This is a genomic window from Novosphingobium sp. 18050, from assembly GCF_902706195.1.
In the GTDB taxonomy this organism is placed as follows: Bacteria; Pseudomonadota; Alphaproteobacteria; order Sphingomonadales; family Sphingomonadaceae; genus Novosphingobium.
In genome coordinates this window covers 31757-47687 of the sequence record NZ_CACSJO010000028.1, presented here as the reverse complement: position 1 = coordinate 47687, position 15931 = coordinate 31757, and the positions used below count along the sequence as shown (strand labels likewise).

The window sequence follows — 15931 nt, the reverse complement described above, 5'->3', positions numbered from 1 at the left end:
CGAGTGTAAGAGCCATATGCGATAGAGTATAGCCCAAGGACCGATCAGCGGCTACCCGTTGTCAACATGCCGAAAGTCAGCCTGCCCGCGCTGGGCCGCCCGTATATACTGATCGAGCCCGATGACGTGAAGGATATCCTCGCCGTCGATCCGGCACGAATCGTCGCGCTGTACAAGGCCCACGGGGCGCTGCTGCTGCGCGGGTTCCATACCGACGTCGAAAGGTTCGGCCGATTCGCCCGCCAGTTCTGCACAACATCGGTCATCAACGAGAGCCCAGGACGGCGGGCGCTGGACCCTGCGCATAACGTTCATACAGTGGACGGCGGCACCGGTGCTTTCTCATTCCACCCCGAATTATCACGCGAGCCATGGAAGCCGGATGCTGCCTTCTTCGCTTGTCTGTCGCCGCCATCTGCGGGCGGCGCAACCACGATCTGCGACGGGATTGAACTGGTCCGCGCCCTCCCCGAAGTCGTGCGCCGCGGGCTTGAGGAAAGGCGGCTGCTTTATATTAAGCCGACCTGGCCGGGGCTGCTCGATTTCTGGCTCGGTACGCCGCAACCGACCGATGCCCAACTGCTGGCCCCCCCTGCGAACTGTCCCTACTTTTTCCGCAAATTGGATGGGGAAATCGTGCGGATATTCACCCGTCCGGCACTGCACCGCCCGATGTTCAGCGATCAGCCGGCATTCGGCAATTTCCTGCTTTTCGCCCGCTTCAACAATCGCCGTCCGGATTTTCCATTGCTGGACGATGGCAGGCCCGTACCTGAACCATGGCTACAGGCAATCCGGGCGGCCGGTGACCAGGTCGGCGTGGCCATCGACTGGCAGGCTGGCGATGTGCTGATGCTCGACAATACCCGTTTCATGCATGGCCGCACCGCAATCCAGGATGCCCGCGAACGGATTATCGCTACGTTTTTCGGCTATGTGGGCTTCGCGAATCCCGAACCGGAAGAGCCTGTGGAACCGCTCTGGCGTCAACGAGACTTCGCACCGCCCCTGCCGCCGGAATGGCAGTAACCTGCCCCTGCGAAAGCAAACATTGGAATCAATTGCTTAGGCTTTAGTTTCGTTGGCTTCAGGTCCTGGCGCCCCAGCCAGGGATTTCGCCCTGCTTCCACGGCAATCCACAAGTTATGCACAGCGTTATCCAGCGGAACTCAGTTCGACTGGCTGCGCAGATATGCGATCAGGTCGGCCCGATCGAGCGGGTCAGGCACCCCTGCGAACTGCATGTTCGTCCCCGGAATGACTTTTTTGGGATCGGCAAGCCAGGCATCCAGCCTGCGCACGTCCCATATGCCGCCTGCATTCCGCAGCGCTGCCGTATAGCCATAGCGCGCGCTGTTCTGGCCGGGGACCTTGCCGAACACGCCGTAGAGATTCGGGCCGCCGCGATCCGATGCGCCCTGCGTGATCGTGTGACATGCCGCACAAGTGCGAAACTTGCGCGCGCCGGCATCGACGTCGGCGACTTTGAGCAGCGCCTCCACGCTCGGATTGGGTCCGGCGGCGCGCATGCGTTCGTCATGCCTGTCGTCCGAGCACGCCCCCAGGACAAGCGGCAACAACAGGTACGCATAAACCGAAATCCGCAAGACAGGCCTCCTCTTCTGGCACTCCTGTAAGGACGCCGGAGGGGCCTGCCCATCGGACGGTTTGTCCCATCCGGCCGAAGCCCTTTGTAAGGGCAACGACCGGATCCGTCATCAGAACAGGACCAGCAGTCCGCGCGAAGGGTCGACGAGGCCTTCCCAGATCATCTTGCCCGCAACGTAGAGGATCACCAGCAGGCCGACATAGGCGAGCCAGCGGTAACGCTCGATCACGCGCGCCAGGACGTTGGCGGCAAGGCCCATCAGGGCCACGGACAGTACCAGGCCGATAGCGAGGATGCCGGGATGATCGCGCGCGGCGCCGGCCACGGCCAGCACGTTGTCGAGGCTCATGCTGACATCGGCAACGGCCACGGCCCAGGCGGCAGCGGCAAAGCTGCGCGGCGCCGACCTGGCGACGGCGTCGACATCGCCTTCGCCTTCGTTTCCGGCCTGAAGTTCGCGCCACATCTTCCACGCCACCCAGACCAGCAGCAAGCCGCCGGCGAAGACGAGACCGACAAGCTGGAGCAGTTGGCTGACCACCAGCGCGAAGATCACGCGCAGTACCAGCGCGGCCAACACGCCGATCAGGATAACCTTGCGGCGCATCGTCGCCGGAAGGCCCGCCGCAAGCGCGCCCACGACGATGGCGTTATCGGCTGCCAGCATGATGTCGATCAACACTACCTGCCCGAAGGCGGCCAGTGCGGCGGGAGAGCCGATGTTGGAGAAATCGGCAACGATGTGTTGCCACAGGTCGGTCATGCGGGGTCTTCCTTGTTGGTCCATGCAGCGCTGAGCGCGGCGACGAGAAAGTCTGGGTAGCGCCAACCTAACGCGGCGGCGGCAAGGGTGGAAAGGCTATCCTCGTCAGCGCGACCCGGTCGGCCGGCGCCGGTGAGGTTGGGCTTGGCGTTGACGTCGAAAAGGAAGAACCGGCCCTCCGCATCGGCGCGGCAGTCGATCCGCATGGGGCTGCGGATTTCCAGCAGCGCGGCGGCGGCCTCGCAGGCTGCGGTTACGGCGGCGATGGCGGGTGCCGCGCATTCGGCGGGCGTCATCACCGCGCTGTTGTGGCTGACCGGGACATCGCCGTTATAGGGCGCAACGTCGTCCACCTGATCGAACCGGCGCACGGGCGGCAGCGCGAACGGTGCGGTTTCGCCGGGCCGCGCGGCGGCGGGCATGACGGTGATGGTGATTTCCTCCCCCGGCAGGAACTGCTCCAGCATGATCGCCGGGCCGAAGCGGCGGCTGGCGGCCAGTGCGGCGACCTGGGCTGCGAGATGGTCGAAATCGCGGGCGACGCCCACACCCTGGCTTCCGCGCCCGCGCAGGGGCTTGACCACCAAGGGCAGGTTTGTCGCAAACGGCGCGATCTCGGCGTCGAGGTCTGGTGCATCCCCGTCGATCAGCCATGACGGGGCCACGGGGAGGCCTGCTGCGAGGAGCCGGGCGTTGGTCGCCCGCTTGTCGTCGATGGCCTGCATCGCCTGCGGGTCCGGGCCGACGATCCAGGCGCGGTGGCTGGCGGCCTCGATGGGGTGCCCTGCGAAGACTACCGTATTGGCCCAGAGCACCGTGGCACCAGCCGCGAGCGCGGCGGCGATGCCCTCTGCCGTGTCGGGCCAGACCCAGTCGAAAACCTGTGTGGGATCCGGATCGGCCACCGGCGTCGCCACCGTGCAGCCTGCGGAGCGCAGCGCGACGCCCATGTCGGCGCCGCTGTCGGAATAGCCGCCGGGCTTGGCTTCCTTGCGGGCGCCGTCGATCACCGGCGGCTCTATCGCCTGATAGAGGATGGCGATGGTCTGGCGCAAAGGGTCAGGCAGGGTCATCGGCGAGGGCTCCCATGATGCGAAAGGCGAGCGGTGCTGCTACGATGACCAGCATCACCCGAACCAGGTGGTGAACGATCACGAAGCCCGCCTCGAGCGAGAGGCTGAGCGCAACCATGCTCATTTCCGCCACCCCGCCCGGCGAATAGGCCAGCGCGACGAGCGCGGGGTTCAGCCCCGTAGCCCAGCCGATGGCGAAGGCCCAGCAGAACGTCACCGCTAGCAGGATCGCGGTCGAGCCTGCGGCCAGCATCAGCGTGCGCAGCAGAGTGGCGAGGTCGAGGCCGACGAAGCGGCACCCGATCGTGGCGCCCAGCCCTACCTGCGCGGCGGCGATGGCCCATGCCGGGATGTGAAAATCGCTCAGGCCCGAAAGATGGACCACAGCGCTGACGAACAGCGGGCCCATCAGGTGCCACGCCGGGAACCGCAGCGCACGGCCCACCAGCGCGCCCAAAACGGCGCAGCCCAGCGCCCACGGGAGCAGCGACCAGCCAGCCGCGCCCGCAACCTGCGGCGCGGCCAAGACCGGGGCGTGGACCTCTGCCTCGAAGGCGCGGATCAGGAACGGCAGGATGAACACGACGAGGAATATGCGCGCGCCGTGGATCAGGCCTACCATCCGCTCGTCCGCGCCGCGTTCGGAACCGAGGACCACCATTTCGGCGATGCCTCCCGGCACGCCGGAGAAATAGGCGGTCGGCGCATCGAATCCGGCGACCCGGCGGAAATAGAGTATGCAGGCGAACGCGGCCACCGCCAGGAACACCGGCAGCAGCGCGATCGGCACGATCCACTCGGCCGCCTGGGTGAAAAGGCCGGGGTGAAAGGCGCTGCCCAGCACGACGCCAATCACCGCCGACATCGGCCGGCGGGTGGCGGCGGACGCCTCTATCGGCAGGCGCGTGATGCTGCCCGCCGCGCAGGCGAACATCGAGCCGAGCACCCAGGGCAGCGGCACCCCGATGGACCAGAACAGCGCCCCGCCCGCCGCGCCCAAAGCGAGCGCGGCGAGGAAGCGGGCAATCATGCCGATCGGGAACGCCGCCACCTTCATCCCACGAACGGGAAGGCCAGTACCAGCATGCCCACCACCGTCATGACCAGGCAGCACAGCGCCGCCGGAACCAGCGTGAAGCGCTGGTGGTCGGCAAGTTCCACGCCGGCAAGGCTGACCAGCAGGTAGGTGGAAGGCACCAGCGGGCTGAGGAGGTGGACCGGCTGGCCCATCAGCGAGGCGCGGGCGATCGCCATCGGCTCGACGCCGTAGTGAGCGCCCGCCTCTGCCAGGATCGGCAACATGCCGAAGTAGAACGCATCGTTGGAGATGAAGAACGTGCCCGGCAGGCTCAGCAGCGCGGTGATCGGTGCCATGTAGGGGCCAAGGAACGGCGGGATCACGCCGACCACTTCCTTGCTCATCGCCTCGACCATGCCGGTGCCCGAAAGGATGCCGGTGAAGATACCCGCCGCGAAAATCAGCGAGACCACCGAAAGCACGTTGCCGGCATGAGCGGAGATGCGCTCCTTCTGCGACTTGGTGTCGGGATAGTTGGCGATCATGGCGATGGCGAAAGCCAGCATCATCAGGATCGGCAGCGGCAGCACGCCCCAGACCAGCAGGACCAGCAACGCAACGACGAGCGCGCCGTTGAACCAGATCAGCTTCGGCCGGCGTGCCTCGGGCCACTGCGACACGGCGAGATCTCTCGCCTCGAGCTGGGTGAGGTTTTCCACCTTGCCGATGCGCTTGCGCTCCTTGCGGCCGAAATGGATCGCCAGCAGGACCAGAAAGACGAGGCCCGCGATCATGCCGGGGATCAGCGGCAGGAACAGCGCGGCCGGGTCCAGCTTCAGGGCGCTGGCGGCGCGGGCCGTGGGACCGCCCCAAGGGGTGAGGTTCATGACGCCGCTGGTCACCATCAGCAGGCAAACCAGGTACAGACGGCTCATGTCGTAGCGCTTGTAGAGCGGCAGCATGGCGGCCATCGTAATAATGTAGGTCGTCGATCCGTCGCCATCGAGGCTGACCATCGCGCACAGCACCACCGAACCGATAAGGATGCGCATCGGGTCACCATGCACCAGCCGGATCAGCCTGCCGACCAGCGGGTCGAACAGGCCGGTATCGGTCATCGTGCTGAAGAACAGGATCGCGAACAGCAGCATGACGCCGGTGGGCGCCAGGTTTTTAACACCGTCGATCATCATGTCGCCCAGCCCCTCGTGGAAGCCGGCGACGAGCGCGAAAAGCGTTGGCACGACGGTCAGCGCGACCAGCGGAGTCATCCGCTTGGTCATGATAAGCGTCATGAATGTGGCCACCATCAGGAAGCCGATCAGAGCAAGGCTCATGATTGTCCTTTACGTATCTGTAAGAGGGATCAGAACGTGACGCCGACACGCGCGGAAAGCGTCTCGCCGTCGTCCTTGCCGGTGTAGGCACCGGCGGTATTGTTCGTGTTCCAGTGGATCGCATTGACCTGGAAGCGCGTGAAGCTGTTGAGATACCAGTTCACGCCCAGCGTCGCCGCCCAGCCATCCGCCGGGGTGACGATATCGTCGAAGGCGAGATTCTCGTAGCGTGCGGTGATCTCGATGGCGCCGGGGCCACCCTCGAAGATCGACTGCTTGACCTTGGGCTGGCCGAAGCTGCCGAGGCGCGGGTTGTACGGCGGCAGGTCGCCGGTGATGAACCAGCCGCCGCTTACGCTCCAGGCCTTGGTCACGAAATCCGGCCGACCATTGTCGAGCCGCGCATGACGCTCACCTGCCTCGCCCATGACCCAGACCGGGCCGGAATAGCCGCCCAGTTCCACGCCGTAGCCAGTGGTGCCGGTACCGCCGATGAGGTTGCCGGTCGACAGGCGCAGCGCGCCATTGAAACGGCCGCCGATCACGGTGTTGCGCGTCAAAGTGTTCTTGCCGGGGTGCAGCATTTCGTCGAAGCCCCAGATGCCGAGGTGCAGCACCTGGCGGTCGGACTTGATCGGATTCCAGTGCGCGCGGCCCAGCACTGTGCGGTTGTCGGAACTCGACTGGTCACCGTCGATCCGGTCGCCGGTCACTGTCAGCGAGGCGTGGCCGCTCTTCCAGAACAGACGCGGCATGATGCCCAGCCCATAGAAAGCGCGCTGCGGGATGATCGCGGTGGCGACCACGGTGCGTTCGAGGAACGGCGTCGAATCAGAGCCGGTAGAGCCTTCGAAGCCGCGGTCGTTGAACAGGTGGCCGATGCGCACGTCGTAATCGAGGCCGGGCGAGATGCGATTGCGCCAACCCATAAAGGCGGTGACGACGTCCACCTCGTTCTCAGAGAAATCGCTTTCGAACTGGTAGAAGAAGTGTGTGCCCACGGTGCCTTCGAGGCCCATGCGCAGCGCCCGCATTCCCGTGGTCGTGATGTTCCGCCCGTCCGACTTCGAACCCATCGAAGTGCTGACATCGGTGATGATGCGCCCGCGCGGCTTGAAGGTGAACATGCCGTCGGCGGAGTGGAACACCGGCAGGCCCGAGCCCCATTCGGTGCTGACGCCGGCAGCGGCGACGGCGGCGGCGCGGTTGCGCTCGATGTCGCGTTCGGCCGGTCCGGGAGGGACGAGCTGCGCGGCGTAAGGCTTCGTCACGATCGTAACGGGCTGCGCAGCAACTTCGGGTTCGGCGGCGGCGAGTGAGGGCGCAGGCTGCTGCGGGGTTGCCGCGGCTACCGTGCGCTCGGCCTCGAGCCGGTCCACGCGCTGGCGCAGCGAGGCGATCTCGGCGGCCTGTGCGCGCACGAGATCGGCAAGGTCGTCACGGCTGGGGGCCTGCGCAAGCGCCGGAGTGGCGGCGATCAGCGCGGCAAATGCCGCGCCGGCCTTCAGGTATCCTGTCATCTTTTATTTTGTCCGGAGGCAAGGATCGTATTCCATTCGCGCAGGAAGCGCTCGCGGGTCAGGCGATCGAGGTTGACGAGAAGCTGTGGGCCGACGCGCACCGTGCGCGCCTGTCCGGCAGGGAGGCGGCGCGCATGGATATCGCTGCGCACCGGCCAGAGACTGTGCCGGGCCAGTTGGCCCTGCCCGGCGCGGGAAAGCAGAAAGTCGAGAAACAGGCGCGCGGCAGCGGGATGGCGCGCCTCGCGCGAAATGAAGGCGATGCGCGAGGTCACCAGCGTGTAATCACGCGGAAAAACGACGCCGAGATCGGGGTGCCAGCGCGCCTGCTCCAGCGCGTAGGAGCCGATCACGTTGTAGGCGATCGCCAGCTTGCCCGAAGCGACGCCGGCCAGCATCGGCCCGGTATTGGTGGCAAGGACCGGCCGGGTATCGCCGATGGCTTGCACCAGGCTGCGGGTATCGCGAGTAGTCTGGAAGTCCTGCGAGAGATAGAGATAGCCCACGTTTGAGCGGGCCGGATCGAACGTCGCTACTTTGCCGATGAATTCGGCGCGGCGCGCGCGGAGCAGGTTTTCGAGATCCTGATGGCTGCGCGGGATTTGCGCGGGCGGCACCAGCTTGCGGTTGTAGACGATGGCGATCGGCTCGGCGGTGACGCCGTAGCCCATGTTCTTCCACACCGCCGTCTCGGGCAGCGCAGGCTTTTCGGGGCTCGCATATTGCTGCGCGTAACCGTCGTTGATGAGCTTGACCTGCTGGTCCATCGCCGAGGACCAGACGATGTCCGCCGAATACTGACCGCTGCGCGTCTCGTTCACGAAGCGGCGGAACATCTCGGTCGAACCGAGGTCGGCGTAGAACACTTTCACACCGGGGTACGCGCGCTTGAACGCCTCGACCACCGGCACCAGTTCGGCGCGGTCGGCATTGGCGTAGATACGCACGCGCCCTTCGGTGCGGGCTGCGGCGATGGTCGCGTCATAAGAGCGCGGATAGCCCGCCGGACGCTGGACGGCGGCGCCGGACTTCGTGGCGGTGCCTGCGGCTGGCTTCTGCGCAGCCGCAGGCACCGCCAGAAGCGCCGTTATTGTCAGGAGGGGTGTAAGAATGCGCAATGCCGGTTCCTCTCGCTTTCCGCCTCGAATGTCGGATAAGCACTGGGGATGCTTTACGATTACAACCTGTCATTCACCTTTCACGGTTTCCTCAGGTACGAATCCCGCTCATGCGCATTCTGATCGTCGAGGATGATGCCGCGCTCGCGCGGGCAATCATCGCGCTGCTGCGCGTGGCGGGCCATGCCGTCGATCACGTGGGCTGCGGAGAGGATGCCCTGTCGGTCCTCGGCAGCGAGCCCTATTCGCTGGTCATCCTCGACGTGGGCCTGCCAGATATCGACGGCTTCGAGGTGCTTGCCCGCATCCGCGCCCGGGGCGATCAGGCGCAGGTCCTGATGCTCACCGCTCGCGATGGCCTGGACGACCGCGTGCGCGGGCTGGACCTTGGCGCCGACGATTATTTACGCAAACCCTTCGAGGTGGAGGAACTGGAGGCCCGCGTGCGTGCGCTGGGCCGCAGGCGCGGCGGCGATGCCGCGCCCGAGGTGCGTATCGGCACGATGACCATCAACCGCTCCACCGGCCGGGTGGAAGTTGACGGGCGCCTTGTCGAACTGCGCCGCCGCGAATGGTCGGTGCTGGAGGCCCTGTCAGCGCGCGCCGGCCAGATCGTATCGCGCGAGACGCTGCAGGCCGAAGTGTTCGGCTTCGACGATCCGGTCGGCTCCAACGCGCTGGAAGTGAACGTGACGCGCCTGCGCAGCAAGCTGGCGCCGGACGGCCCGGCGATCCGCACCGTGCGCGGGGTCGGATATATGCTCGACCGCACCTAGACGATGAACGAAACCGCGAAACCACGCCGCGCTGTCTCGCTGCGCCACCGGCTGCTGGCGGCGATGATGGGGCCGCTGGTGATCCCGGCGCTGGCGCTGGGCCTGATCGGCTGGGTCCTAATCGCTGACGTCGTGCGCCGCACCAACGACCGCGTGCTGGGCGGCGCTCTGGGCGCGATCGCCGAAACGGTGCAGGTGGAACACGGCGAAGTCACTCTAGACCTGCCGCCCGCCGCCTTCGGCATGCTGGAGAACAACGAGCGCGACAACGTCTACTACCGCGTCGCAGTCGCCGACCGCGTGGTGACCGGCTATGCCGACCTGCCCCCCGCCGAGATCCAGGGCCTGTCCTCGGATCGCCCCCGCTTCCGCTTTGCCGAATATCGCGGCCAACCGATCCGCATCGCCGAGATCCGGCGCGACCTGCCGCGCATCGCCGGCCCGGTTGTCGTGCAGGTCGCCGAAACCCTCGAAAACCGCCGCGCGCTGGAACGGGGGCTGATGACCGCGCTGCTGATCGGCGAATTCGTGCTGATGGGCATAGTCCTGCTGCTGATCCGCCCGGCTCTGCAATGGAGCCTGCGCCCGCTGGCCGAACTGCGCACCGTGATCGAGGCGCGCGACACCCGCGCCGCGCCCGACTTGTCGCCGCTCCAGACCGGGCCCCTGCCCGCCGAACTGCAACCGCTGTCCCGCTCCTTCGACCGCCTGCTGGCGCAGCTGGACTATGCCACGACGGGCATGCGGCGCTTCACTGCCGACGCCTCGCACCAGATGCGCACGCCGCTGTCGGTGCTCAAGGTGCAGGTCGCGCTGGCCCGGCGCGGCTCGCATGAAGCGCTGCATGAGATCGAAGAAGCGACCGACCGCCTCGAACGCCTGCTGACCCAGCTCCTCGCCCTCGCCCGCGCCGACGAGGCGGGCAAGCAGCCCCCCTTCGAACACGTCGACCTGCGCGAAGTAAGCCAGGCGGTCATCTCCCGCCGTATCCGGCAGGCCATCGAAGCGGACGTGGAACTGCGCCTGGATTGCAAGGGCGACGGGCCCTTCTCCATCGACGGGCACCGCACGCTGGTATTCGAAATGCTTTCCAACCTCGTCGACAACGCCATCCGCTACAACCAGCGCGGCGGCATGGCGACGATCGGGCTGGAAATGCGGCAAGACCGCGCCTGGCTGTCCGTCAGTGACACCGGGCCCGGTATCCCGGCAGCCTCACGCGATCATGCGCTGGACCGTTTCGCCCGCCTGCAGGGCGAACAGGGACCGGCGGGCAGCGGTCTCGGCCTGGCGATCGTCAAGGCAGTGGTCGAACGGCTGGGTGCTCAGCTCGAATTGCACGATGCCGCGCCGGGGCTGCGCGTGGTGGTGAAATTCACCTCGTCGCAAAGCTGATCCGGGAAGAGGAGTTCACAAGCCCTGCGCGAACGCCAGCCGACCTGCCCGCTCCTCCTCGTGCGGGGCGACGAGATCGAGCTGGAACACCATGTCCTTCAGCGGCGTCTGAACGGCAGGGTTTCCGGTCCAGAAGACCACGCGGCACTCCCGCTTTTCGATCTGCCAGCCCTCGCTGGTGCGCACCAGCCGGTCGTCGTAATAGCCCGTACCGTCCCACACCGGCGGGTCCCCTGCGGCATAGCGGATCAGCCGCCAGCTGCCGTAGGTATGCGCGAAGGCACGCTCACCCTCCACTCTCACGAGATGGTTGGTCATCACATGCTGGGTCGCATCGAACAGTTCGTGGAACGAACCGAAGTCGGCCTTGAAGCGCTCGCGGTCGGTCCAGCTTGATGTCGGGCCGTAGTCCGCCTCGACGCCGGGCGTGAAGATGCGGTCGAACAGGTCCCAGCGCCGGGTGTCCATGGCGAAGGCATAGAGGTTCAGCAATTCGACGATGTCCTCGCGGGTGGCCATGGTCATTCTCCTCTCCAGCTTTTCCGTCGGCCCCTCGCTCCGGCAGAGCAAGAGCCGCGGCGCCGTGTGCAAGGGCGATTGCCGCCGGGGACCAGATTCCCCCCCGCCCGAGCGATACTTGCAGCAGGTTAGCATCGCCGTTTCGACATTCGCCGGAGGACTGCGCTAGCCACACTCCCATATGATTCGAGAGTTTCGGGGAGAGCATCAACAATGAAGATCGACAACAACCTGGCCGCCATCGTCACCGGCGGCGCTTCGGGCCTTGGCCGCGCCAGCGCGCAGGCTCTGGCCGATGCCGGAATCAAGGTCGCCATCTTCGACATCAGCGAAGACGCGGGCGAGGCTTTCGCAGCTGAAATCGGCGGCGTGTTCTGCAACGTCAACATCATGGACGAGGACAGCGTCGAGGCCGGCTTCGCCAAGGCTCGTGCCGCCCACGGGCAGGAGCGCATCGTGGTCCATTGCGCCGTCGTGGCAGGAGGCGGCAAGACCGTCTCGTTCGACAAGAAGACCGGCTCCTACAAGCGCACCCCGACCGAACAGATCGCGAAGTCGGCGGAAGGCATCTTCACCGCCTCCTACCGCGTAGCGTCGATTGCGGCACTGGGAATGGCCAATGCCGACCCGCTGAACGAGGACGGCGAGCGTGGGACGATCATCCTGACGTCCTCCGCCGCCGCGCAGGACGGACAGGTCGGCCAGGTCGCCTACGGCGGCGGCAAGGGCGCGGTAAACGCCATGGTCCTGCCGATGGCGCGTGACCTTATGGACCTCGGCATCCGCGTCAATGCGATCATGCCGGGCACCTTCTCCACGCCCCCGATGCTGCGCGTGAAGGAACACGCGCCCGAGGTTTACGAGAACCTCGGCAAGGCCGTGCCCTTCCCCCGCCGCCTCGGCCACCCGGAGGAATTCGGCTCCTTCGTGCTGGAACTGGTGCGCAACATCTACTTCAACGGCCAGTGCATTCGCCTCGACGGTGCGATCAGGATGCCGCCAAAGTAAAAGCCTTTCGCAGATGCAGCGCGCGGTGCTTGACAGCACCGCGCGCCAAGGGCCAATCGGCGCCATGCGACGCGCAGGCACAAATGCTTTGAAGGCCTTGATCGTCCGCCAGCGGCGGCGTCTGCGTGAAAGCGAATTGGCGTTCATCGTACTCGCCCTGCTTGCGGGCCTGGCGGCAGGGTGGATGACCAACCTGCAGGCGTGGCTGGCCCACAGCATGCAGGAAATGTTCTACGGCGTAACCGTGAACCGCCTCAGCGCGCTGGGCGAAATCAAGCATCCCTGGCGCCTGCTGGCCCTGCCGCTGGGCGGCCTTGCCCTGGTGGCGATGAGCTACATGCTGCGCCGCCGCCGCCGCGCCCCGATCGACGTCGTGGAGGCCAACGCCCTACACAGCGGGCAGATACCCTTCGTCGACAACCTCGTCATTTCCGCGCAGACTCTGATCTCGAATGGGGTCGGTGCCTCGGTCGGGCTGGAGGCGGCCTATGCGCAGATGGGTGGCGGCGTCGCCTCTGTGCTGGGGCAGTGGTTCAAGCTGCGCCGGACCGACATGCGTACGCTGGTGGGCGCCGGAGCCGGCGCTGCGGTTGGCGCGGCCTTCGGAGCGCCGCTGGCAGGCGCCTTCTACGCCTTCGAGATCGTCATAGGCAGCTATACTCCCGCCGCTGTCGCGCCGGTAGTCGCAGCGGCACTGGGCGCGGCCTTCATCACCCGCGCGCTGGGCGTGGAACCCTACCTCATCGCATCCAGCGCCGACCGCGTTCTGACCACAGGCGACTATTTCGTCTACGTCGTCCTCGGCCTCGCCTGCGCACTGGTGGGGATAGCGCTGATGCGTCTGGTGACGTTCGCGGAAATGCAGGTCCAGAAAGTCGACCGCATTTCCCGCTGGAAACCGGTGATCGGCGGGCTATTGCTGATGCCCCTCGCCCTCGTAACGCCGCAGACGCTGGCGGCCGGACATGGAGCGATGCACCTCAACCTGACCATGCAGCCGGCGCTACAGTTCCTGCTGATGGTGCTGGTACTGAAGATCGCAGCTTCCGTCATCTCGCTCAGCTTCGGATTTCGCGGCGGGCTGTTCTTCGCCTCGCTGTTTCTGGGATCGCTGGTCGGGCTGATCTTCGCAGCGCTTGTCGAAATGCTGCCCTTAAGCATCAATCTGGACGTCAACGACGCCGCGCTGGTCGGCATGGCGGCGCTGGCAGTGTCCGTTGTGGGCGGCCCGATGACGCTGGCGATCCTGATGCTGGAGACCACGCATGACTTCGCGCTGATGGGCGTGGTGTTGACCGCATCGCTGGTATCGAGCGCCCTGACGCGCGAGACCTTCGGCTATTCCTTTTCCACCTGGCGTCTGCATGTGCGCGGCTCGATCGTGCGCAGCCCGCGCGATATAGGCTGGATGCTCAGCCTCACGGCCGGGCGGATCATGCGCAAGGACTGGGTCAGCGTTCCCGCCGACCTGTCCATCGCCGACTTTCGTGCGCGCGTGGCGCTGGGCTCCGCCAGCAAGGCCGTTCTTCTCGACTCCGAGGAGCACTATGCTGGCATCGTAACGACCGCATCGGCCTACAACCCGGAACTGGCGCCGGAAACGCAGGTCGGCACACTGGCGACACTGGCGGACAACACGCTGTCCCCCGCCACAGATATCCGCGCCATGCTGAAAGCCTTCGACCTTGCCGTAGCGGACGAGCTGGCGGTGGTCGACGGCGTCGGCAACGTGGTCGGCGTAGTGACCGAACGCCACGCACGCCGCCGCTACTTCGAGGAAATCGAAGCCTCGCAGCGCGCGCTGTTCGGTGAAAACTGAGCGCCGCTCTCAGTCCTTCGCTACCGGCAGCCAGACGGCGCTCGCCGCATCCCCGCCCCAATGGATCGTCTCGGTCGCCTTTACGTAATCCGAAGGCTTGGCTTCCATGATCGAGGGCACCCAGCTCTGCGGATTGCGGTCGTAGAGGGGGAACAGGCTGGACTGCACCTGCACCATGATCCGGTGCCCCGGCAGGAACACGTGATCGACATTGGGCAGCGACCACTTGAAGCCGTAGGTCTTGCCCGGCTCCAATGCCTTGGGGGTCGCGAACCCGTCGACGTAGCGGCCGCGGAATATCTCGATGCCGATGCCAAGCTGATAGCCTGCCATTGTCGGATTAGCCGTGTTCTCCTGCGGATAGACGTCGATCAGCTTGACCACGAAGTCGCTGTCGCGCCCGCTGGTCGCCGCGCGCAGATCCACCTTGGGCGCGCCCTTGATGTGGAGCGGCTTGTCCAGCACTCCGGTGGAATAGCTTAGCACATCGGTCCGCCCGTCGACGAAGCGCTGGTCGTGGACCAGCCAGGTCTTCCACTCTTCGCCCGACATGGTGATCGGGCGCGGCAGCATCGGCACCGGCTTGGCGGGGTCGGAAACGTAGCTGTCGCTGCCCGCCTGCGGTTTGGACCATGACAGCCCTGAATCCTCGCCGAGATATAGCGGAGTGTAATCGCCCGCCGGCCACTGGGGCGACACTTCCCAGCGGTTCTCGCCGGTGGCGTAGGTCAGCACCGGCGGCGTGTCGCAGGCAGGCGCGTTAGTCTTCAGGTGGCAGTCGAAGAATGGCTTCATGTAGCGCGTGCGGAACTGCAGGCCGGTATCGCCTTCCCACTTGAGCGGCCCCAGTTCGCGCGCCTCGTAATTGACCTGGGAGTGCCGCCAGGGCCCGATCACCAGGCTCACCATGTCGGTGGGCGTGCCGTTCGCCTTCAGCGCCTGATAGACCGCCGGAGCGCCGTAACTGTCCTCCTGATCCCACTGCCCGACGACCAGCATGGTCGGCACGGTCAGCTTGCGCGCGCCCAGCAGCTTATCGACCGCCTGACCCTGCCACCAGGCATCATAGCTGGGATGTTCGAGGACCTTGCGCGCCACCGGCAGGTCGGTGAGACCGTAAGCCCTCGCGTAGTCCATCGCCGAGCCGGCCTGAAGGTAGGCGGTGTAATCGTCACCGGTCCCGCGCGGCACCGAACCACCGCCCTTCTTGACCGTCTGGCCCAGATCGTAGTCGAAACCGAAGGTGCGGAACGCGCCGTTGTGGAACCAGTCATCGCCCATCCAGCCGTCGACCATCGGGCTCTGCGGCACGGCCGCCTTCAGCGCCGGATGCGGATCGATCAGCGCCATCAGCGACGTGAAGCCAAGGTAGGACGAGCCGGTGATGCCGACCTTGCCGTTGCTCTCCTTCACGTTCTTCACCAGCCAGTCGATTGTGTCGTAAGCGTCGGTGGCGTGATCGACCTTCGTCTTGTTCAGCGGCCCGCGCAGGGGCCGGTTCATCACATAATCACCTTCCGAGCCATCCAGCCCGCGCACGTCCTGATAGACGCGGATATAGCCGTCGTTGACGAATTCGGCGTCGGCGACGGGAAGGATTTCCTCGATCTTCTGGCTGCGGTTGCGGCTGGTGGATTTCTCCGCGTTGTAAGGTGTGCGGCTCAGCAGCATCGGCCCGTCGGTCGTGCCCTTGCGGAAGACGATGACGGTGTAGAGCTTCGCCCCGTCGCGCATCGGCACCATGACCACGCGGCGAACATAGTCGGCCTGGGGGCGCACCCAGTCATACGACTTCACCTGTTCGTTCATCATGGTGTCGGTGGGCGTTTGCCCCTGCGCAGCGGCAAGCGGGGCGGCGATGGCGAATGCGAGCGAGGTCAGTGCCAGGCCCGCGACAATCCCGGTCGATTTAATCATACGCCATGGGTGCCGCGCCGGGCGGGCGTGGTCAAGGGCTCAGGCGTTCGCGGCGCGGG

Annotated in this window: 14 protein-coding genes; 5 read left to right on the top strand and 9 right to left on the bottom strand. The window is 65.9% G+C overall.

Going from position 1 to position 15931, the window contains the following annotated elements; all coding sequences use genetic code 11:
• Positions 1-66 precede the first annotated feature (66 nt).
• Positions 67-1029 carry a TauD/TfdA family dioxygenase gene (locus GVL61_RS20540; RefSeq protein ID WP_159982518.1) on the top strand — a complete coding sequence of 321 codons (963 nt, stop codon included), beginning with the start codon at positions 67-69 and terminating at the stop codon, positions 1027-1029.
• A 140-nt stretch (positions 1030-1169) separates the two neighbouring features.
• Here the strand turns inward: GVL61_RS20540 and GVL61_RS20535 are convergent, their stop codons facing one another.
• From GVL61_RS20535 to GVL61_RS20505, 7 genes are all read right to left on the bottom strand, one after another.
• Positions 1170-1529: a cytochrome c family protein gene (locus GVL61_RS20535; RefSeq protein ID WP_159982531.1), complete on the bottom strand. Its 360-nt coding sequence runs from the start codon at positions 1527-1529 to the stop codon at positions 1170-1172.
• A gap of 189 nt (positions 1530-1718) precedes the next feature.
• A complete protein-coding gene (locus GVL61_RS20530; RefSeq protein WP_159982517.1) occupies positions 1719-2372 on the bottom strand; it encodes a YjbE family putative metal transport protein in 654 nt (217 codons plus the stop codon).
• Positions 2369-3445, bottom strand: coding sequence for a biotin carboxylase (locus GVL61_RS20525; RefSeq protein WP_159982516.1), 1077 nt, complete (start codon positions 3443-3445; stop codon positions 2369-2371). The genes GVL61_RS20530 and GVL61_RS20525 overlap by 4 nt, the downstream gene beginning before the upstream one ends.
• Positions 3432-4502 carry an AbrB family transcriptional regulator gene (locus tag GVL61_RS20520; protein WP_235037818.1) on the bottom strand — a complete coding sequence of 357 codons (1071 nt, stop codon included), beginning with the start codon at positions 4500-4502 and terminating at the stop codon, positions 3432-3434. The genes GVL61_RS20525 and GVL61_RS20520 overlap by 14 nt, the downstream gene beginning before the upstream one ends.
• Complete coding sequence (locus GVL61_RS20515) at positions 4499-5800, bottom strand: CitMHS family transporter (protein WP_159982515.1); 1302 nt, start codon at positions 5798-5800, stop codon at positions 4499-4501. Before GVL61_RS20515 ends, GVL61_RS20520 begins: the two co-directional genes overlap by 4 nt.
• 29 nt (positions 5801-5829) lie before the next feature.
• The gene (locus tag GVL61_RS20510) at positions 5830-7320 is read right to left on the bottom strand and encodes an OprO/OprP family phosphate-selective porin (protein WP_159982514.1); all 1491 of its coding nucleotides are present in this window, start codon (positions 7318-7320) and stop codon (positions 5830-5832) included.
• Positions 7317-8393 carry an ABC transporter substrate-binding protein gene (locus GVL61_RS20505; protein WP_368667138.1) on the bottom strand — a complete coding sequence of 359 codons (1077 nt, stop codon included), beginning with the start codon at positions 8391-8393 and terminating at the stop codon, positions 7317-7319. The genes GVL61_RS20510 and GVL61_RS20505 overlap by 4 nt, the downstream gene beginning before the upstream one ends.
• 155 nt (positions 8394-8548) lie before the next feature.
• Between GVL61_RS20505 and GVL61_RS20500 the strand changes: the two genes are divergently transcribed.
• A complete protein-coding gene (locus tag GVL61_RS20500) occupies positions 8549-9214 on the top strand; it encodes a response regulator (RefSeq protein WP_200844884.1) in 666 nt (221 codons plus the stop codon).
• Positions 9215-9217: 3 nt separating this feature from the next.
• Positions 9218-10609: a sensor histidine kinase gene (locus GVL61_RS20495; protein WP_159982513.1), complete on the top strand. Its 1392-nt coding sequence runs from the start codon at positions 9218-9220 to the stop codon at positions 10607-10609.
• Positions 10610-10624: 15 nt separating this feature from the next.
• Here the strand turns inward: GVL61_RS20495 and GVL61_RS20490 are convergent, their stop codons facing one another.
• Complete coding sequence (locus tag GVL61_RS20490) at positions 10625-11134, bottom strand: nuclear transport factor 2 family protein (protein WP_159982512.1); 510 nt, start codon at positions 11132-11134, stop codon at positions 10625-10627.
• 207 nt (positions 11135-11341) lie between these two features.
• Here GVL61_RS20490 and GVL61_RS20485 point away from each other — a divergent pair, with 207 nt between their 5' ends.
• On the top strand, positions 11342-12136 hold the full coding sequence (locus tag GVL61_RS20485) for an SDR family oxidoreductase (RefSeq protein WP_159982511.1): 795 nt from the start codon (positions 11342-11344) through the stop codon (positions 12134-12136).
• Positions 12137-12200: 64 nt separating this feature from the next.
• Positions 12201-13955 (top strand): chloride channel protein, encoded by a 1755-nt coding sequence (locus GVL61_RS20480; protein ID WP_159982510.1) that lies wholly within the window; start codon positions 12201-12203, stop codon positions 13953-13955.
• Between the two features lie 9 nt (positions 13956-13964).
• Here the strand turns inward: GVL61_RS20480 and GVL61_RS20475 are convergent, their stop codons facing one another.
• Positions 13965-15872 (bottom strand): CocE/NonD family hydrolase, encoded by a 1908-nt coding sequence (locus GVL61_RS20475; protein ID WP_159982509.1) that lies wholly within the window; start codon positions 15870-15872, stop codon positions 13965-13967.
• Between the last annotated feature and the right edge of the window lie 59 nt (positions 15873-15931).